Here is a 19,037-nt window from a genome sequence, read left to right as displayed (position 1 = left end):
GCTCGTTCGGGGTGCCCCGTGACCTCCTCCCGCGGTCAGCGACACTGGGATTCGAATCGGTAGCCCCGTTCGGAGAGGTGAACCAGGGCCACATCCAAGCCGAGCACGGTTTGGGAGCGGTCGGTACCGCCGTCGTGGAGCAGGATGATCGCCCCGTCGCGGGCGTGATCCACGATGTGCTGGGCAATGGTCAACGCCGGGGGGGCCCGCCAGTCCTCCGGGTCCACATTCCAGAGGGCAAGTCGTAGGCCGTGCTCGGCCGCCCAGTCCCGGGTGAGCTCGTCCATCGAGGCGTAGGGAGGGCGTAAGCAGGTGGTGGCCCGGTTGCCGAGGAGGGCCTGGGTTCGGCCCACGGTGTCGTCGAACTGCTCACGGGGCAGCCCCCCCAACCTCTCGTGGTTCCAGGTGTGGTTGCCGATGGTGTGGCCCTCATCCAGGATCCGCTGGATGATGACGGGAAACCGCTCGGCGTAGGAACCCAGCACGAAGAAAGTGGCCCGGGCGTCGTAGCGGGCCAACACGTCGAGCACTTCGCCGGTGTACACCGGGTGGGGGCCGTCGTCGAAGGTGAAGTACATGATCGGGGCCGGCCCGTCCGGCGGCACGGCCGGTGAGGTGTCCACCAGTTGGTCTCTGAGTTCGTCTCGCAGGCGGTGCTCCGACTGCTCGAAGTCGGGGACTGATGCCAAGAGCAGAGCCACGATGGCCTCGATGTCCTCCGGATCGACGTTGCCCATGATGTCGGCGCCCGCCGGGCCGGGAAGCGGCGGTTCCTCGCTCGGCTGAGGGTCGTCCGACAAGGCGAGGTTGTCGGGGTCGCCAGCAGCACCGCCCGGCGGCGGACCGTCGTCCGCGGCCCCCGGCGGGTTGCGCTCCAGGAGATCCGGCGTGGGGTTTGCGGGCTCGCCGACATCGGCGTCCGAGGTCGGCCGAGAGCTCTCTCGGCCGCCGGGGGTCTTGGTCGACGAAGGCGATGCATCCGGCTCATCCGAGCCATTTGAGCTCGGAGTTACCGGGGCCGCGTCGGCCCGCGGTGACGGATCGCCGCTGGAACACCCGGCGAGCAACAGTGCCGCGGTGATCCCCACCAGCACCCACCGGTACACCGGCCCGCCCCCGCCTCTTTCGCCCGGTGCAGCTAGTCGACGGCGGCGGTGGGCGGGATCTTGCGCTCCAGCAGGGCGTCGTAGCGGACTCGGAGTTGGTTGGCGTAGCTGGGCTTGGTGGGAATCAGGAAATCACCGGCCCGGATGCCCGCCATCACCGGGGCCGCCACCTCGGCAGGGGGGATGCCGGTGGCCGTCAACTTGGCCAGGGTGTCCACCACGAAGGCGTTGTCCTCGCTCTCGTCGGAGCCGTAGCGCTCGCCCCGGACCCGGGCGGTGTGAGCGATGGCCGTGTCGATGGCGCTGGGGGTCAGCACCGATGCGTTGATCTTGGCTCCCACCGCGGCCAGGTCCAGGGCCAGGCACTCGGTGAGCGAGAAGGCCGCGCACTTGGACACCACGTAGGGGCTGGAGAAACCTCCGGCCACATAGGCGGCCACCGACGCGGTGTTCACGATGTGGCCTTCGGTGTCCTGGGCGATCATTCGGGGCACGAAGGCGGTGACGCCGTTGATGATGCCGTGGACGTTCACCCCGAACACCCAGTCCCAATCGGCCTGGCTGCGCTCCCACATGAGGCCGGCCTGGAACACTCCGGCGTTGTTGAACAGCAGATCCACCTGGCCGAAGGCGTCCCAGGCGGCATCGGCCAGCGCGTCCACCGAGGACCGGTCGGCCACGTCCACCGCTATGGCCACGGCGTTGCCACCGATGGCGTCGGCGGTGGCCTTGGCCCCGGCGAGGTCGATGTCGGCGGCCACCACCTTGGCACCCTCCGCGCTGAATCCGGCGGCCAATCCCGCACCGATCCCGCTGGCTGCTCCGGTGATCACCGCCACCTTGTCGGAAAAGTCCTGCATGGGGAGATGTTGGCACGAGACGGCCCTCCAAAGGGAGCGGCAACGCCAGATTTGCCGGGCCAGACCGGCCCGGCTACCCGTCAGGGGTCGGCGAGGCCGAGGGCGGTGCCGCCCACAAGTCGGGGTTGTGGACACCGTCGTCGTCGCGCTCGCACACCAGGCCTGCGTCATCGGCCACCCGGGCGTAGATCCGACACGCCGCCAGCGCCGTCCATCGCAGCGACAGGTCGTAGTGCTCGCCGTGGGCCGTGGCCACGGCCAGGGCCATCCACCCGCCCTCGGGCAACGCCGCCAGCCCGGCGTCGATCACCTGCCGGTAGTCCTGTGCGCAGCAAAACGGCTGGAGCCACCCGGCCTTGTGCCAGGCGGAATCCGCCACCGCGGCGGGCAGGCGGTCCAAGAGGGCCCCATCGAGGTCGAGGGGAGAGATCAGCGCCCGAGACGTGTCCCGCAGCCACTCTTCGAGGATCTCCGCTTGGTCGGTTGCCAGCAGCTCGCCCTGGCGGAGCCGGGCGTAGAAGCGGGCCAGGTCGGTGGTGGTGGTGCGGTTGCCCAGCGGGGCCTGAGGCCGGAAATCCTCGGCCACCCGGCTGGGGTCCTCGAAACGCCATGCCTCCAGGCGGGTATCCGAGAGCCCCGCGGTCTCCCACGTCCAGGTGTTCACCGCGTCCACCCCCCCGGCCAGGTCGATCACCCGCCCGGCGGCGTTGTTGTCGGAGAGCACCAACGCGTCTCGGGCAAAGGGGGTCACCGCCCCCACCCCGGCGCGGTCCAGCGCGGCGGCCACCCACAGCGGCTTGACCGCGCTGGCCGAGATCATCGAGGCATCGGCCCGGTAGCCGTACTGCGACCCGTCGGGCAGCATCACGGCCATCGACACGTGGGCGTCGGGGTTCCAGGTTGCCGACACCTCGGCCAGGTGCTCGAACTCCTGGGCCAGCAGGTCGCCGATGTTCTCGGGCAGGTCCACCGTCACGGCATCGGGAGAGGCATCGGCTGGGGGTTGGGCAGTGGGGTCGGCCGGGGCATCCGAACCCACCGGGGTCGAGGGCGGACCGGTCGAAGCCGCTTCGACTGTGGGCTCCGACGAAGGGGTCGAGTCCTGAACGGAATCGGACGTTTCCGGGGTCGCCGGTACAGGCGCCGGCTGCACCACCAGCGTCACCTCGGTTCCTCCCCCGCAGGCCGTCGCCACCGCCACCAGACCGGCAACCACCACCAAAGCACCCCCCAAACGGCGGGCGAAACACGCCACGGCAGGGCATACCCAAGGCCATCGGCGTCGGTCGTTTGCGGTCGGCACTCCGGCCATCATGGCCGATCCGCGAACCCCTTCAGCGGCAGTCACCCACCATGGCCATGCCGGTGCTCTCGCCCGCCTCCAGCAGCGGTTCGTCGTAGGTGGGCGATGTCATCATCGATGCGTCTCGTCGGTAGTTGAGGAAACACATGCCCTCTTCCCCGCTCACCAACCGGTAACGGCGATCGGACGCCACCCAAAGGGTGTCGCCCACTCCCACCCTCCTGCGACCGATACGAATCTCACCCCGCAGCACGTGGATGAGTTCGTCTTGAGAATGACTGTGGGCCGACGACTCGAATCGCCCGAACCGCTCGGTGGCCAGCAGCCACAGGCGGTTGGTGGGATCGGAGGCGTCGGAGAAGAATCGGGTGCGCTGGTGGTCGTTGACCGTGGCCCACATCCCACCCGGCCCGACCACCCGTACGCTCCGGTCCCGGGCCCGGGCCGGACCCCGCAACCCGCCGGTCGGTGGGGTCGGATCGGTGGGCCCCACGTGCACGATGCTGGTGTTCGGCCCGGCCACGGCCACAGCATGCACACCGGCCTCCACCACGATGGCCCCGTCGGCCGGGCAGATTCTCGGGCCGGTGGTCCCACTCACCGCCAACTCGCCACGGCGCACGTACACCGCCTCATCGCCGTGGTGTTCATCCCAACCCAGCACGGTGCCTTGGCCGAGATCGGCGGCCACCAGCCACAGCGAGGCCCCCTGAGGGCTCACCAGCCGGGCGGAGTAGTCCCCGGTCACCTCCACGGTGGCAACCGGATACGTCGCAGAGGCCGCCAGGGCGGCACCCCGGACCACCTCAACTGCAGCCACCTCGACCACGCCGGTCATTGTCGCACACAGCGCCGGCTGCTCTCGGTGGAACCCCCGGTGCCGGGACCGGTCAGGGTCGCCCTGCCCGCCTCAAACGGAGGCGTTGCCGGCGGCGTTGGGCCAGTTCCACCGCCTGGTCCATGGCCTGTTGCATGGCCTGGTGCAGCTCGGCGGTGAATCGGCGCCGGGCATCCGACGACGCCCGACCCTGGGTGGCCGGGGGTGCCAGGGGCTCGCCGACCACGATGGTCACCGGTCCTGGTCGAATGAAGCGGGCGCCGGGGGCCATGGCCTCTTCGGTGCCGGCGATGCCCACCGGGACGATGGGTACACCGGCGTGGGCGGCCAGAAACGCCGTGCCCCCGAAGATCTCCCCCACCCGGTGACCCGATTGCCGGGTGCCCTCGGGAAACACCAGCATCGGCCGGCCGCGGCTGATCACGTCCACTGCGGCCTGCAGGGAACGGCGGTCGCTCATCCCCCGTTGAACCGGATAGCAACCCAGCATGGCGCTCACCCAGGTGCCGACCGATCCGGCGAACATCTCCCTTTTGGCCAGCGACCGCACCGGGCCGGGGCACAGGCCGTTGACCAACGGTGCATCCAGGTTCGACCGGTGGACCGGGGCGATGATGAACGCTCCCGGTTGCCGCAGCCGCGCCGCTCCCACCACCCGGGTCCGCAGATACGTGCGGCCCAGCAGCCGGACCAGCAGCCGCAACGCTCGATAGAGCACGCGGGCTCGCCGAGTGGCCCACACGGCCACCACCCGTTGTTCCAACTGGAACAGTGCGGTGTCGGCGTTGGCCCCCGCCGACTCCGGGGCGGTCTGGGTCGGCGGCTCAGCCATGGTCGCGTACCGCCCGCCAAATGCGTTCGGGGGTCAGCGGCATGTCCAGGTGGCGAATGCCGAACGGGGCCAAGGCGTCGATCACCGCGTTCTGCACGGCGGCCGTGGATCCGACGGCCCCGGCCTCGCCAACCCCCTTGGCACCGAGCAGGTTGCGGTCGGTGGGGGTCTCCGACCGCACCAACTCGAAGCTGGGCAGCTCTGCCGCGGTGATGGCGAGGTAGTCGGCAAGGGTGGTGGTGAGCGGAATGGCGTTGTCGTCGTAGCGGACCTCCTCCAGCAGGGCGTGGGCCACCCCACCGGCCAGACCGCCGTGGATCTGGCCCTCGAATATCAGAGGATGCAGCACCACCCCGGCGTCGTCCACCGCCACCAGCCGCAGCAACTCCACGCCACCGGTCTCGACGTCCACCTCCACCACGGCCACGTGGGTCCCGAAGGGAAATGTCTGTCCCCCCGACTCGTACTCCGAGACCACCGTCACCGACTCCCCCAGGGCCGCGGCCACCTCGTTCCAGGCGACGCTGACCGCCGGCGTGCCGGCCACGTGGAAGCGCCCGGTACCGGGCTCGGCACCGGGGTCGTGGACCACATCGGCCGAGGATGCCTCCAACAGCCCCGCCGCCACCGGGATGACCCGGTCGATGAGGCGCTGCGAGGCGTCCACCAGCATGGATCCCACGATCTGGGCCGACCGCGACCCGCCGGTCACCTGTCCTCGGGGGGTCAGATCAGTGTGGCCCCCCACCGCGTCCACCCGGTGCAGGTGGACACCCAGGGTGTCGGCCACCACCATGGGCCACACCGTCTCGTGGCCCTGACCGTGCGGGGTGGAGCTGGTGACCGCCCGCACCGTGCCGTCGGGCTGCAGCTCCACCGAGGCGAAGTCCCCGGCCCCGGTGGTGGCGGTCACCTCCACGTAGGAGGCCAACCCGATCCCCAACAGCCGGGGGTCCCCGGCGGCCCGCCGGGTGGCCTGTTCGGCCCGCAACCGGTCGTAGTCGGCCGCGGTCAAGGCCAAGTCCAGGGCCCGGTGGTAGTCGCCGGAGTCGTAGCACACCCCCGAGGGCGCCTCATGGGGAAAGGCGGTCGCCGGGATGAAGTTGCGGCGTCGGATCTCGGCGGGGTCCATGTCGATCTCGGCGGCCATCAGGTCCACCGCCCGCTCGATGGCGGCGGTGGCCTCGGGGCGCCCGGCGCCCCGGAACGCCCCGTTGGGGGTGGTGGAGGTGGGAACCGACACCCCAGTGAAGCCGGCCTCGGCGATGTCGTAGGTGCCGGTGAACATGGCCATGGTCATGCGGGGCAGGAACCCGGCGATGAGGGGATAAGCGCCGCTGTCCTGGATCACGTCGAGCTGGTAGGCGGTGATACGCCCGTCCCGGTTCCCGCCGATGGTCACGTCCTGGATCTGGCCCCGACCCGTGCCCAGGCCGGTCATCGACTCGGTGCGGGTCTCGGCCCAGGCGCACGGGCGCCCCAACCGTCGGGCCAACCAGGGCAGCAGCGATTCCTCGGGGTAGCAGCGGTACTTGGCCCCGAAGCTGCCCCCCACATCGGGGGTCACCACCAGCACCTCCTCGGGATCCAGGCCGTAGATGCGCATCAGCGCGGCCTTCACGTTGTGGCTGCCCTGACTGGCGGTGTGGTGGATGAGTCGGGGCCCCTCCCAGGCGGAGAATCCCACCCGGGGCTCCAGCGGGGCCGCCGCCAGGCGGGGGTTCAGAGTCCGGGCCCGCACCACCACCTCGCAGCGGTCGAAGTCGGGGGCCTGGCCGGTGGCGCACCGGAAGACGAGGTGATCGTCGATGTCGTCGAACAACGCCACCTCGCCCCGCAGCGACGCCTCCATGTCCACCAGCGGGGTCAGCAGCTCGGTCTCCACTTCGACCAGATCGGCGGCGTCTCGGGCCTGCACCGGGTGGTCGGCCACCACCGCGGCCACCGGCTCGCCCACGTAGCGGAGGCGATCCGACGCCAAAATGGTGCGGGTCATCTGCTCGTTCATGCCCGGAAACGGCGTCGGGTACACCAGCACGCCGGGATCGACATCGGCGGCGGTGAACACCCCCAGCACGCCGGGCGCAGCCGACGCCGCCTCGGTGCACACGGCCGTCAACCGGGCGTGGGGCTCGGTGGCGGTCACGAACACCACGTGGGCGGCGTCGGGCGGAATCAGGTTGCCCACAAAGGAGCCCTGGCCGGTGAGCAGCCGGGGATCCTCGCGGCGGGGCACCGAGTGGCCGAGAATCGAACTCACGAGGTGCCCCCCGGCCCGCGTGGCCCCGCTGCCCGCACCTTCAGCCCCCCACCCCTGTTCTCTCCGTGGACCCGTCCCGACGACGGGCCTAGTCGAACAAAGCCACGTCGGTGAACTCGATGACGTTCCCGTCGGGATCGCGGCAGAAGGCGGTTTGCACCCGAACCCCGAAGTCCACCCGCTCCGACGGCCCCATCAGGAACTCCACGCCTCGCTCGGCCAGCTCATCCATGGTCTCGGCAAATCGGTCGGGGGGAACGTACAGGGCCATGTGGGGCATGGCCCCGCCCATGTCGGGCATCTTGTCCACCTTGCTCAGATGAAGCTGCGAGGGCCCCAGCCGAAGCCAGGACCCCTGGAAGTCGCCGAAATCGGGACGGGGCAGCTTCTCCAGCCCCAGCTTTCCCATGTAGAAGTCGTCGGCCGCCTCCACGTCGGTCACCAGGATGTTCACGTGGGAGTAGGCCACCAGCCCCTCAACAGCAGTCGCGGTCGTGCTCATCCCCCCACTTTAGGTCGGCAGCACCCTCGTGCCCCCTGATCAGCCCCGCACCCTCTGATCTGCCCCCGAGCTTTGTGGTCTCCTGGGGTGGAGTGGGTCCGGCGGTTGTTCAGAGGGGGGCCACAGGCGTTGGATGGCGGCGGCAGCGCAGGCCGACCCAAGCGGTGATCGCCCCGCCCGCGGCCAGCATGATGAAGCTGGGCCCCAGGTTGCCCAGCCGGGCCAAGCCAATGGACGAGCCGATGATGGTGACCGCCATGGCCACCCCGAAGGCGTTCCCGATCCGCATCGTGGTCTGCGCCACGCTGGAGCCCGATGACAGGTGGTGGCTGGGGAGATCGGACACCATCACCGCGAACAACGATCCCCACACCAATCCCGACCCCACCCCGGCCATGGTCACGCTGGGCAGCCACATTCCCACATCCCGGCCCTCGCTCAGCGTGAGCCACTGCCACCCCATGCCCACCGTCCACAGCACACTCCCGGTGAACACGAACTTCGACGGGCCCCACCGGTCGGCCCACCGTCCCGACAGCGCCGACAGAACCCCGGTGAAGACGAACACCGGGGTCAGCAACATCCCCGCCTGGAAGACGGTCAGGTCCCACACCCGGGTGAGGTACTCCACCCCCACCAGTTGGTGACCGAAGAAGCTGATGGCGAACACCAGCATCCCGAGGTTCCCCAACCGGAAGCTCCGGTAACGGAACAGGTCGGGGTCGAGGATCGGGTACCGATGCCGCCGCGACCGCCGGGCCAGCAGCACCAGCACCCCCAATCCCGCGACCAGCGTGGCCAACACCCACGGGCTGGCCCATGTCCACTCCCGACTCTGCACCAGGGCGAACACCAACCCGCCAACACCGGCCAACAGCATGACCGCACCCAGCGGATCGGGCAGCTCCGCGGGCTGCTCGCTGCGGTGCTCATCGATCACCCTGCCGATGAACACCAGGGCGATCAACCCGAACGGCACGTTCAACCAGAACGCCCATCGCCAGTCGCCCGCATGCACCAAGAGGGCGCCCACCGACGGACCCATGGCCGCCGCTGCGGCCCCGAGGGCCGACCAGGTTCCCACCCCGGTTCCCCGTCGGGACAACGGAAAGGCGTCGATCACGATGGCCGCCCCCGCCGGGAGGCTGAGTGACGCCCCGATGCCCTGGAGGGCCCGAGCCCCGATGAGCACGCCGGGGTTGGGCGCCAACGCGGCCATGACCGACGCCGAGGTGAACACCACGATCCCGGCCAACAGCGTGCGGCGGCGCCCCCACCGTTCGCCCAACACCCCGCCCAGCACCAGGGTGGAGGCCCCCACGATGGAGAAGGAGTTGATCACCCACGACAGCTCGGCACTGCCGGCATCGGGGAAGGAGTCCTGCAGATCGGCGAAGACCACGAAGATGATCGAGAGCGCCATGGCGGTCTGAAAGCTGGCCAGGCTCACCACCACCAGCACCTGCCACGCCCGGCGCATCACCGCCGGGTCGGCAGGATCAAGGGTCCGGCCGGCGTCCTCGGTCCCCGCACCAGTCACCGCACGACTGTAACCCCCGCACCTTGCCCTGCTTGCGCCCCTCGCACCCGCACCCACTCGGCCACGCGTCGGGCCGGATTTGGGTGCCAAGCGGCCAGAAGCCCAGCACTAGCCTCGGCGTGTGGTCTCGTTGTACGACACCCGACGGCGCAAGGTGGTGCCGTTCGAGCCGTTGCACGACAGCCGGGTGTCGATGTACGTGTGCGGCCCCACGGTGTACGACGTGCCCCACGTGGGGCACGCCCGCACCGCCTTCACCTTCGACATGATCCGCCGCTACCTGCAATGGCGGGGCTTCGAGGTCACGTTCGTGTCCAACATCACCGACATCGACGACAAGATCATCGCCCGGGCGGCCGAAACCGGCAGCACCGAGCCCGAACTGGCCGCCCGCTACGAGCGGGCCTACGTCGAGCAGATGGACCGATTCGGCATCGCCCCCCCCGACCACCGCCCCCACGCCACCGCCTACATCGACCCCATGCTGGCCTTCATCGCCGACCTCATCGATCGGGAAGCCGCCTACGTGATCGACGGCAAGGGGGTCTATTTCTCGGTGGATGCCCACGATCGCTACGGCGACCTCATCGGACGCACCCCCGACGAGCTGCGGGAGGGCGCGGGCGCTCGGGTGGAGGTGGACGTCGAGAAGACCGACCCCCTCGACTTCGCGCTGTGGAAGGCGGCCAAGCCGGGCGAGCCGTTGTGGGAGTCCCCATGGGGACCGGGACGCCCCGGCTGGCACATCGAGTGCGTGGCCATGGCGGGCGACCTGCTGGGCGACCCCTTCGACATCCACGGGGGCGGCGACGACCTGGCTTTTCCCCACCACCAGAACGAGGTGGCCGAAGCCGAAGCGGCCGGGTTGGGCTTCGCCCGCTACTGGATCCACGGCGCCATGCTCAACGTGAACGGCGAGAAGATGGCCAAGTCGCTGGGCAACTTCACCACGCTGTCCGATCTGCTGGACGCCTGCGACCCCCAGGCCCTGCGCCTGCTCATGCTCCAAACCCACTACCGCACGGTGATGGAGTTGAGCGACGACGCCCTGGCCGGGGCCACCGCCGCGCTGGACCGGCTCCGGGCCTGGCAGCGCCGGGCCACCGCCGCCGGTGTGGATCCGGCCGCGGAACCCGACCCCGAGGCGGTGGTCAACTTCACCGAGGCCATGGACCACGACTTCGGCACCCCGGCGGCCCTGGCGGTGGTGTTCGATCTGGTCCGGGAGGCCAACGCCGCCCTCGACGCTGCCGATGCCGACCGGGCGGCCACCGCCCACGCGGCCGTAGGCGAGTTGACCGACGCGCTGGGCCTGGCCCTGCCCGTCGGCCCTGCGCCCGGCGACGACGCCCTGGCCGAATCGGTGGAAGCGCTGCTGGCCCAGCGGGACGAGGCCCGCAAGGCCCGGGACTTTGCCGCCGCCGACCGCATCCGCGACCAACTGGCCGACCAAGGGATCATCCTGGAGGACACCGCGGGCGGCACCGTTTGGAGGAGGGCCTGAGCCTGCCGCTTGACGCCGGTGCCCGCTCGAAGCCACGGGGCTCCCGCCGATGGTGTGGTCGAGCCCTGGACCCTCCGGCGCTCGGCGAGCTGCTCGGGCGACCGGTGTCATCGGTGGAGGTGATCGAGGACCGGTCGGGCACCACCCGCCGCACCCGGGCTCGGCTCGGGCTGGCCGACGGGAACACCCTGGCGGTGTTCATCAAGCGGCCGTCGCGCTCGTTCGCGGCCCGGGCGTTTGTGGCCGTGCCCCGACTGAGCCACGCCGAAGTGGCCTTCTACACCGAGCTGCAACCCCAGGTGCCGGTGGCCACCCCCACCTGCCGCGGCGCCCGACACCGCCGGTGGGGCTTCACGGTGGTGCTGGACGACCTGGTGGACACCGGCGCCACCCTGCGGTCGTCCACCGACGCCATCACCCCCGACGAGGCCCAGGCGCTGCTCGGGGAACTGGCCGACATGCACCGTCGGTGGTGGGGTCGCACCGGCTCCCACCGGTGGCTGGCCCGCAACCCCCGCCGGGAACTCCTGCTGGGGACGCTGCTCAGCCCAACCCTGTGCCGCCTGGGGTTGCGCCGGGCCGCCGATGCGGTGCCGCCCTCGCTGCGCCCCGCCATCGCCCGCTATGCCCGCCGACGACGGGCGGCCCACGCCGCCATGGGGGCCGGGCCGGCCACCCTCATCCACAACGACTGCCACCCCGGCAACCAGTTCGTGACCGCCGACGGCCGCCCCGGTCTCATCGACTGGCAGCTCTGCCGGGCCGGTCCGTGGGCCCGCGACGTGGCCTATCTGCTGGCCACCTCGCTGGCCCCCGAAGACCGCCGTTCCGCCGAACAGGACCTGCTGGCCGACTATCTGGTCCGGCTCGGCCCCGAAGGCCCGGCGTCGGAGGAGGCCTGGTTGGCCTATCGTCGCCACGTGGCCTACGCCGTCGAAGCCATGTTGGTGACCACCGCCGTGGGGGTGATGATGCCCGCAGCCACCTCGCAAGCGCTGTTGGCCCGCGCCTGCGTCGCCGCCGACGACCTCGACACCTTCGGTGCCCTGTGACCGGGGCCGCCCTCCACCCCCGCTCCGGCCCGTGACCGAGACCTATCCCCGCCACCACGCCCGCACCCGGGGCTTCACCCTGGGAACGCCCCGCAGCTTCGCCGTGTCCGCCGATGGCCGCCGGGTGGCCTTTCTGCGCAGCCTCGCCGGTGACGACCCGGTCAACCGGCTGTGGCTGCTCAACACCGACACCGGAGAGGAACGGCTGCTGGTCGATCCGGCGCAGCTTCTGGTTGATCCGGCCGAGGAGAACCTGCCCCCCGCCGAGCGGGCCCGTCGGGAGCGGGCCCGGGAGAGCGGCGGCGGCATCGTGAGCTACGCGGCCGACGCCAACCTGGATCACTTGGCCTTCACCCTGGACGGCCGGGTGTTCCTGGCCCGACCGGGCGACTCCCCGGATGGCACGAACGATCAGGTCCATGAACTGCCCGCCGTGCCGGGAGGCTTCGACCCCCGTCCCAGCCCGGACGGCACCGCGGTGGCCTACGTGGCGGGCGCTTCCCTCCGGGTGGTCCGCCACGCCAGGACCGAACGCCCTCGTGACCAGCTCGTAATCGAGGAGCCGGGCGCCAGCCAACCCGACGACGACCAACCCGACGACGACCAACCGGGCGGTTCGGTCAGTTGGGGCACCGCCGAGTTCGTCGCCGCCGAGGAAATGGGTCGCAGCCGGGGGTTCTGGTGGTCGCCCGACAGCTCGCGTCTGCTGGTGGCCCGGGTGGACACCGCAGCGGTGCCCACCTGGTACATCCCCTCTCCGGCTGATCCGTCCGCCCCGCCGACGCCGATGGCCTATCCGGCGGCCGGCGCGGCCAACGCCGAGGTGTCCCTGGCCGTGGTCGGCCTCGACGGTCGGCGGGTGGAGGTGGTGTGGGACCACCGGGGCTACGAGTATCTGGCTCGGGCCTCGTGGGCCCCCCGAGACCGACCGACCATCGTCGTGCAGAGCCGAGACCAGCGCACCGTGCTGGTGCTGGACGTCGACCCCGACACGGGAGCCACCACCGAGGTGGCCCGCCAGAGCGACGCCCACTGGGTGGAGTTGGTGGACGGCACACCGGCGTGGATGGGCGAACGCCTGGTGACCATCGAGGACCGGGGAACGGCCCGCCGGCTGGTGATCGACGGCCGGGCCGTCACCCCCGGGAGCCTCCAGGTTCGCAGCCTGGTGTCGGCCGACGACCAGGGCGGCCACGCGGTGGTCATCGCCACCGAGGATCCCACCGAGGCCCACGTGTGGCGGGTGACCGCCGACGGCGAGCGGGAGCGACTCACCACCGAGCCCGGCGTCCACCGAGCGGTGACCGGCGGCAACACCGTGGTCGTCGCCCGAGCCGCACTCGGCCATCCCGGCACGCAGGTCGACGTCATCACCTCCGACGCCCGTCGACCCATCACCAGCAACGCCGACCAACCCCCTCTTGCCCCGACCCCCACCCTGGCCGTGGTCGGCGAGCGACACCTGCGCACCGCGGTGCTGTATCCCTCGGGCGAGACCGCCGCCGACGGTCCCCCGCTGCCGGTGCTGCTCGACCCCTACGGCGGCCCCCACGCCCAGCGGGTGACCAAGGCCCAGGGCCAGTATCTGGTATCCCAGTGGTTCGCCGACCAGGGGTTTGCGGTGGTCATCACCGACGGCCGGGGCACCCCGGCCCGGGGTCCGACCTGGGAACGCGCCGTGGCGGGCGACCTGGCCACCCCGGTGCTGGAGGACCAGATCGACGCCTTGGCGGGGCTGGCCTCCCGGCATCCCCGCCTGGACCTCGGTCGGGTGGCCATCCGGGGTTGGTCGTTCGGCGGCTACCTGGCCGCCCTGGCCGTGCTGGAGCGTCCCGACGTGTTCCACGCCGCCATCGCGGGCGCCCCGGTGACCGACTGGCGGCTCTACGACACCCACTACACCGAGCGCTACCTGGGCCACCCCGACCGCTCACCCGAGACCTACGGACACACCAGCCTGCTGAACCGGGTCGGCCGGCAGCGGCCCAACGCCGAGAGACCCACCCCACCCCTGCTGCTCATCTGCGGATTGGCCGACGACAACGTGTTCGCCGCTCACACCCTGCAGCTCTCCCAGGCGCTGTTCGCCGCCGGCCGGCCCCACCAGGTGCTGCCACTGCCCGGCGTCACCCACATGACCCCTCAGGAGGAGGTGGCCGAGAACCTGCTGGTGCTCCAGCGGACTTTCCTCTTCGACTCGCTCGGGCTCAACGGGCAAGACTGACCCCATGGCACGCAGCACCCGCCCCGGATCAAAGGGGTAATCCGGTGGCACGAATCACCGAGCCCGGTCAGATCGTGTGCGGGATCCAGCTCCCGATCCAGACCCTCTCCCACACCTTGAGGCTGCAATGGGAACCCGACGCCACCGTGAGCGACCTGGTGAACATCGCCCAGACGGCCGAGGCCGCCGGGCTGGGGTTCATCGGGGTGTGCGACCACATTGCCATCCCCGACAACGACTACGCCGCCCACATGTCCACCACTTGGTACGACCCGGTGGCCACCCTGGGGTTCCTGGGCGCGGCCACCAACACCATCCGGCTGCTGTCGGTGGTGTACATCCTGCCATACCGTCACCCGCTGATGACGGCCAAGTCGTTCACTACGTTGGATCACCTGACCGGTGGGCGCACGGTGATGGGGGTGGGCGCCGGCCACGTGGAGGCCGAATTCGAGGCGCTGGGCCTCAACTTTGCCGACCGGGGACCCATGACCAACGAGGCCATCGACGCGGTCCGGGCGGCCATGGACGCCACCGGCGACTACTGCCGGTTCAGCGGGGAGTACTGGGACTTTCAGGAGATGGCCGTCGGCCCGGCCGCGGTACAGGACTCGATTCCCATCTGGATCGGCGGCAGCAGCCGTCCAGCCCTGCGTCGAGTGGCGGAACGGGGCGACGGCTGGATCCCCCAGGGGACCCAGCGAGCCGACATGGCCGGCCAGATCGACTACATGCGGGCTCACGCCGAGGCCGCCGGTCGCGACCTCGACGCCGTCGACTTGGGCTGGATGCCCGAGGGCATCTACGTGGGTGACCCCCCCGACGGCCTGATCCCCGACTGGTGGCCCCATCTCACCGGCTCGCCCGACGAGATCGCCGAGTCGCTGCGGTATACCCACGATTTGGGCACGTCGGTGCTGCACGTGCGGTTCCGTTCCCGCGACCTCCCCGAGTACCTCGACCAGATCGCCCGCTTCGGGGCCGACGTGCTGCCCCTGGTGGCGGACTGAGCCCGGCTGACGGCCGACGGGAGAGCACCGATGAGCGGCGTGCTGGCCGGGATGCGGGTCATCGAGGGGTCGGCGTTCGTGGCCTGCCCGTCCGGAGGCATGACCCTGGCCCAGCTCGGCGCCGACGTGATCCGCTTCGACGCCATCGGCGGGGGCATCGACTACCACCGGTGGCCCCTCACCCCGGACGGCCACTCGCTCTACTGGGAGGGTCTGAACAAGGCCAAGCGGTCGATCCAGGTCGACATCCGTTCCCCCGAGGGGCGGGAGCTGATCGCCGCGCTGGTGGCCGCCCCCGGTGCCGACGCGGGCATCTTCATGACCAATTTCCCGGCCACCGGGTGGCTGTCCTACGACGCCCTGCGCCAAGGCCGCGACGACCTCATCATGGTGGCCATCACCGGCAATCACGACGGCACCACCGCGCTGGACTACACCGTCAACTGCGCCGTGGGCTACCCCTTCGTCACCGGTGAGAGCGGCACCGTCAACCACGTGCTGCCCGCCTGGGACATCATTTGCGGCCAGACCGCCGCGCTGGGGGTGCTGGCCGCCGAGCGCCACCGGCTCCGCACCGGCCGAGGGCGGCTGGTGAACCTGGCCCTGTCGGACGTGGCCCTGGCCGCGGTGTCGATGCTGGGCCACGTGGGCGAGGCCGAGTTGCTGGGTACCCAGCGCCCCCGGATCGGCAACGACGTGTACGGGGCGTTCGGGCGGGATTTCGAGCTGGCCGACGGTGAGCGCATCCAACTGGTGGCCGTCAGCGTCCGCCAGTGGCAGGCCATCGTCGGGGCGTGTGGCATCGCCGACCAGGTGGCCGCCATCGAGGCCGAGTTGGGCCTGGACTTCACCCGGGTGGACGGCGACCGCTACCGGGCCCGGGACCGGCTCAACCCCTTGGTGGCCGAGTGGTGTGCCCGCCACACCCTGTCGGAGGCGGCCGCCGCCCTCGATGCCCAGGGGGCCTGTTGGGGCCGGTACCAGTCGATGCTCGAGTTGGTGGCCGACGACCCCCGCTGTTCCACCGCCAACCCTATGTTCACCGAGGTGGACCACCCCGAGACCGGTCGCTACCTCACCCCCGGCCCTCCCCTGCGCTTGGGGGCCGACGCCTCGGGCGACCCTGGCCCCGCTCCCCGGCTCGGTCAACACACCGACGAGGTGCTGGCCGACGTTCTGGGCCTCGGCGCCTCCGAGATCGCCCGCCTGCACGACCGCAACGTCGTCGCCTGAACACCCCCGCTACGCTGCCCCCAGCCCTCCCAACGGCCCTCCAGGAGCCCCCGTCATGGACATCACACCCGTAGGGGTATGGACCCGCACCGACGGGTTCTCGGCGCCCGAAGCCATCGAGTTCGCCCAACGCATCGAAGAGCTGGGGTACGGCGCCCTGTGGATTCCCGACGCCTTCGGGCGCGATCCCTTCGCCCACGCGTCGTTGCTGCTGGCCCACACCACCAACCTGGTTCTGGCCACCGGGGTGGTCAACATCCACCTGAGGGAGGCCCAGGCCACCGCCTGCGCCCAGCGGGAGCTGCACGACCAGTCGGGGGGGCGCTTCCTGCTCGGTCTCGGGGTGTCGCACCAGGCCCCGGTGGAGCGGATGCAGGCCCGGCCCTACCCCGCGCCCATCCCGTCCATGCGGGAGTATCTGCACAAGATGGAAAACGCCATGTGGTGGGGACCCGAACTGGACGGCGAACCCCCGATGGTGCTGGCCGCGTTGGGACCCCGGATGCTGGGGTTGGCCGCCGAGCGCACCCAGGGTGCTCATCCCTACTTCTCCCCGCCGATCCACACCGAACAGGCCCGCACCATCATGGGACCGGACGCCTGGCTGTGTCCTGAGCAGAAGGTCATTCTGGAGACCGATCCGCAGCGCGCCCGCGATCGGGCCCGGGCGGCCATGGCCGGGCCGCTGCAGATGCCCAACTACCGCAACAACCTGATGCGCTGCGGGTTCGAGGAGCAGGGGCTCGACGACGGCGGCGCCGACGAGGTGGTGGACGCGGTGGTGGCCTGGGGCGATGAACACGCCGTGGCCGAGCGGGTGCGCCAACACCACCGCGCCGGTGCCACCCACGTGTGCATTCAGCCGCTGGACGTCGACGATCCCTCCCGCCCCTGCCTCCCCACCCTGGAAGCCCTCGCCCCCCTCCTGGTGACGCCATGACCGCCGCGGGCTCCTACCCCCGACCAAGTCGGTGCTGTTAGCCCTAACCCGCACCCCGGCCATGTTCGGGAAGGCCCACGGCATGGACATCGCCATGACCACCACCGACTGGACACCGCAGGGCTCCACCGCCGAGAGCCTCACCCACCTCGGCATGCCCCCCGACCTCCAACAGCCCTAGCGGTACGTTGCGATTCCCCGGTGACTCGCAACGCCGTGGCTGACTCCGATCGCCTGACGAGCACTCGTGGCACTGGTCCGTAATGGGCCCCTCCCACTCACTTACAGCTATTCAGCTTGCCCAAATTGAGTAACGTGAGACCTCAATAGCGCGAAGTGGGCGTATACTGCTGTTCAAGAGCGCCAAGTGAGTGCATCGGGAGAACAATGGGCCAATTCGTGACGCAGTATTGGCCACCTGGGGAAGGTGGGCACGCATACGGGGCGTACGTGCCGCACATGCTCACAGGCTGGCGTCCGCAGCTCAGCAGGCGGGTGAGCGACCGAGTACGAGCAGCAGAAGCAGACATAACTGAAACATCTCACGGGATTCGCTCCCAACTCTCCTACCAGTGGGCGGCCGACAGCATCATGGCCCAGGGAGAGAGCCTGAGTTCGAGTGCCATTGAAGGCATCTACGCCAGCTTGGCAGGCATGTCGATGGCGCGAGAAGGGTCGGACGCAGCCAGTAAGGCCGCTCTGGGCAACTGGGAGATGTCCGAGCAGGCTCTGGCCATGGTGGAGGATGACCAACTCTTCACCCTGGACGATCTGCTCGAACTGCACTCGACGTTGATGTCCAGAACTGACAAACCGCATCTTGCCGGACAACTCAGATCGGGGCCTGTGTGGATCGGAGCACCTGCTGCAGCCGGTTTGGGACCCATCGGGGCCCAGTTTGTTCCTCCACCACCGGAAGCAGTGGAACCACTACTGGAGGACCTTGTCGACTACATCAATTTCAGCGAACATTCACCCGCATTGAGAGCTGCAATTGCCCATGCTCAGTTTGAGACCATTCACCCATTCCTGGATGGCAATGGCCGAACCGGACGGGCACTCATCCAGATTGCATTGTTCCGTGATGAGGTCGAGGGTGCCCTGCATCTCCCGGTCAGCCGAGGTCTGGTAGCAAATCGATCCGGATATTATGATTCTCTGCAACGTACAAGGTACGAAGGCCCACCCTACGATGAGCAGCGTTCCAGGAGCCTGGAGCCCTGGATCGAAATGCTGTCCGACTCGATACAACGGGCCACTGAACAGGTCCGAGTCGCTGCTCAACGTACCGAGCTGCTGATGAAGGACTGGCAAGAACGTCTTGGAACACTCCGATCTGACTCTGCTGTCTGGAAGATCAGCTCCAGACTCGCATACCAGCCAGTGTTCACCGTTGAGTCCATCAAGAACAGCATTGCGGGCGAGACCTCTCTTGCTGCCATACGGCGCGGTATCAGTCGCTTGAAGCATGCCGGGATCATTGAAGAATTTGTGACACCAAGAAGGACGCGCCTCTATCGGGCCAATGAAATCATCACTCTGGCTGAACAGGTTCTGGGGATACAAGAGGCAACCAGCAGGAGCATTGGAACCAGAACGGAGGACTGGCTGCCTTCGGAGTTCATTGAGGGCCCCAGTGCAGGATCAGGAAGCGAAGTTCCATTCTCGCCAATTCGTCAGTCCACGCTTCAGTCGGCGTGGCTGTGCAGCCACGAGGGCAAGCGCTCCATGAAGCCATGCATCCTTCGGGCAGGGCATTCAGGGCAACACCGTTACTGACCGCCAAGTTTCCCGCCGAGTGCCTTGGTTGCCGGTGCTCTATCCCACTGGTAA

The 19,037-nt window shown here is 69.7% G+C and carries 16 protein-coding genes; 8 read left to right on the top strand and 8 right to left on the bottom strand.

Going from position 1 to position 19,037, the window contains the following annotated elements:
- Positions 1-35: 35 nt before the first annotated feature.
- The 8 genes from ACOQPQ_RS14455 to ACOQPQ_RS14420 form a co-directional block, all read right to left on the bottom strand.
- Entirely contained in the window at positions 36-1,106 is a 1,071-nt protein-coding gene (locus ACOQPQ_RS14455; RefSeq protein ID WP_420640112.1) for a polysaccharide deacetylase family protein, read from the bottom strand.
- Between the two features lie 32 nt (positions 1,107-1,138).
- Positions 1,139-1,966 (bottom strand): SDR family NAD(P)-dependent oxidoreductase, encoded by an 828-nt coding sequence (locus ACOQPQ_RS14450; RefSeq protein ID WP_420640111.1) that lies wholly within the window; start codon positions 1,964-1,966, stop codon positions 1,139-1,141.
- Between the two features lie 73 nt (positions 1,967-2,039).
- Positions 2,040-3,185 carry a serine hydrolase gene (locus ACOQPQ_RS14445; RefSeq protein ID WP_420640110.1) on the bottom strand — a complete coding sequence of 382 codons (1,146 nt, stop codon included), beginning with the start codon at positions 3,183-3,185 and terminating at the stop codon, positions 2,040-2,042.
- A 115-nt stretch (positions 3,186-3,300) separates the two neighbouring features.
- Positions 3,301-4,089, bottom strand: a complete 789-nt coding sequence (locus tag ACOQPQ_RS14440; protein WP_420640109.1) for a hypothetical protein — start codon at positions 4,087-4,089, stop codon at positions 3,301-3,303.
- Between the two features lie 70 nt (positions 4,090-4,159).
- Entirely contained in the window at positions 4,160-4,939 is a 780-nt protein-coding gene (locus ACOQPQ_RS14435) for a lysophospholipid acyltransferase family protein (protein ID WP_420640108.1), read from the bottom strand.
- The gene (locus ACOQPQ_RS14430; RefSeq protein WP_420640107.1) at positions 4,932-7,199 is read right to left on the bottom strand and encodes a xanthine dehydrogenase family protein molybdopterin-binding subunit; all 2,268 of its coding nucleotides are present in this window, start codon (positions 7,197-7,199) and stop codon (positions 4,932-4,934) included. The genes ACOQPQ_RS14435 and ACOQPQ_RS14430 overlap by 8 nt, the downstream gene beginning before the upstream one ends.
- Before the next feature lie 88 nt (positions 7,200-7,287).
- Positions 7,288-7,701, bottom strand: coding sequence for a VOC family protein (locus ACOQPQ_RS14425; RefSeq protein WP_420640106.1), 414 nt, complete (start codon positions 7,699-7,701; stop codon positions 7,288-7,290).
- 109 nt (positions 7,702-7,810) lie between these two features.
- Complete coding sequence (locus tag ACOQPQ_RS14420; RefSeq protein ID WP_420640105.1) at positions 7,811-9,241, bottom strand: MFS transporter; 1,431 nt, start codon at positions 9,239-9,241, stop codon at positions 7,811-7,813.
- Between the two features lie 121 nt (positions 9,242-9,362).
- Here ACOQPQ_RS14420 and cysS point away from each other — a divergent pair, with 121 nt between their 5' ends.
- The 8 genes from cysS to ACOQPQ_RS14380 all read left to right on the top strand — a co-directional run bounded on the left by cysS (position 9,363) and on the right by ACOQPQ_RS14380 (position 18,983).
- Entirely contained in the window at positions 9,363-10,745 is a 1,383-nt protein-coding gene (gene cysS, locus ACOQPQ_RS14415; protein ID WP_420640104.1) for a cysteine--tRNA ligase, read from the top strand.
- 104 nt (positions 10,746-10,849) lie between these two features.
- The gene (locus tag ACOQPQ_RS14410) at positions 10,850-11,797 is read left to right on the top strand and encodes an aminoglycoside phosphotransferase family protein (protein WP_420640103.1); all 948 of its coding nucleotides are present in this window, start codon (positions 10,850-10,852) and stop codon (positions 11,795-11,797) included.
- A 31-nt stretch (positions 11,798-11,828) separates the two neighbouring features.
- Positions 11,829-14,021 carry a prolyl oligopeptidase family serine peptidase gene (locus ACOQPQ_RS14405; RefSeq protein ID WP_420640102.1) on the top strand — a complete coding sequence of 731 codons (2,193 nt, stop codon included), beginning with the start codon at positions 11,829-11,831 and terminating at the stop codon, positions 14,019-14,021.
- 44 nt (positions 14,022-14,065) lie between these two features.
- Entirely contained in the window at positions 14,066-15,031 is a 966-nt protein-coding gene (locus ACOQPQ_RS14400) for a TIGR03619 family F420-dependent LLM class oxidoreductase (RefSeq protein WP_420640101.1), read from the top strand.
- Positions 15,032-15,061: 30 nt separating this feature from the next.
- Positions 15,062-16,264 (top strand): CoA transferase, encoded by a 1,203-nt coding sequence (locus tag ACOQPQ_RS14395; protein WP_420640100.1) that lies wholly within the window; start codon positions 15,062-15,064, stop codon positions 16,262-16,264.
- Positions 16,265-16,319: 55 nt separating this feature from the next.
- Positions 16,320-17,204: a TIGR03620 family F420-dependent LLM class oxidoreductase gene (locus tag ACOQPQ_RS14390; RefSeq protein ID WP_420640099.1), complete on the top strand. Its 885-nt coding sequence runs from the start codon at positions 16,320-16,322 to the stop codon at positions 17,202-17,204.
- Between the two features lie 31 nt (positions 17,205-17,235).
- Entirely contained in the window at positions 17,236-17,385 is a 150-nt protein-coding gene (locus ACOQPQ_RS14385; RefSeq protein WP_420640098.1) for a hypothetical protein, read from the top strand.
- Between the two features lie 278 nt (positions 17,386-17,663).
- Complete coding sequence (locus ACOQPQ_RS14380; RefSeq protein WP_420640097.1) at positions 17,664-18,983, top strand: Fic family protein; 1,320 nt, start codon at positions 17,664-17,666, stop codon at positions 18,981-18,983.
- The last annotated feature ends 54 nt before the right edge of the window (positions 18,984-19,037 follow it).

Source organism: Candidatus Poriferisocius sp., from assembly GCF_965219775.1.
Lineage (GTDB): Bacteria > Actinomycetota > Acidimicrobiia > Acidimicrobiales > Bin134 > Poriferisocius.
This window is presented reverse-complemented; position numbering and strand designations above follow the sequence as displayed.

What these genes read in the sequence shown, in the direction of transcription:
- ACOQPQ_RS14380 (WP_420640097.1), top strand. Translation starts at nt 17,664, where the DNA reads ATGCTCACAGGCTGGCGTCCGCAGCTCAGCAGGCGGGTGAGCGACCGA.
- ACOQPQ_RS14395 (WP_420640100.1), top strand. Translation starts at nt 15,062, where the DNA reads ATGAGCGGCGTGCTGGCCGGGATGCGGGTCATCGAGGGGTCGGCGTTC.
- ACOQPQ_RS14390 (WP_420640099.1), top strand. Translation starts at nt 16,320, where the DNA reads ATGGACATCACACCCGTAGGGGTATGGACCCGCACCGACGGGTTCTCG.
- ACOQPQ_RS14435 (WP_420640108.1), bottom strand. Translation starts at nt 4,939, where the DNA reads ATGGCTGAGCCGCCGACCCAGACCGCCCCGGAGTCGGCGGGGGCCAAC.
- ACOQPQ_RS14425 (WP_420640106.1), bottom strand. Translation starts at nt 7,701, where the DNA reads ATGAGCACGACCGCGACTGCTGTTGAGGGGCTGGTGGCCTACTCCCAC.
- ACOQPQ_RS14450 (WP_420640111.1), bottom strand. Translation starts at nt 1,966, where the DNA reads ATGCAGGACTTTTCCGACAAGGTGGCGGTGATCACCGGAGCAGCCAGC.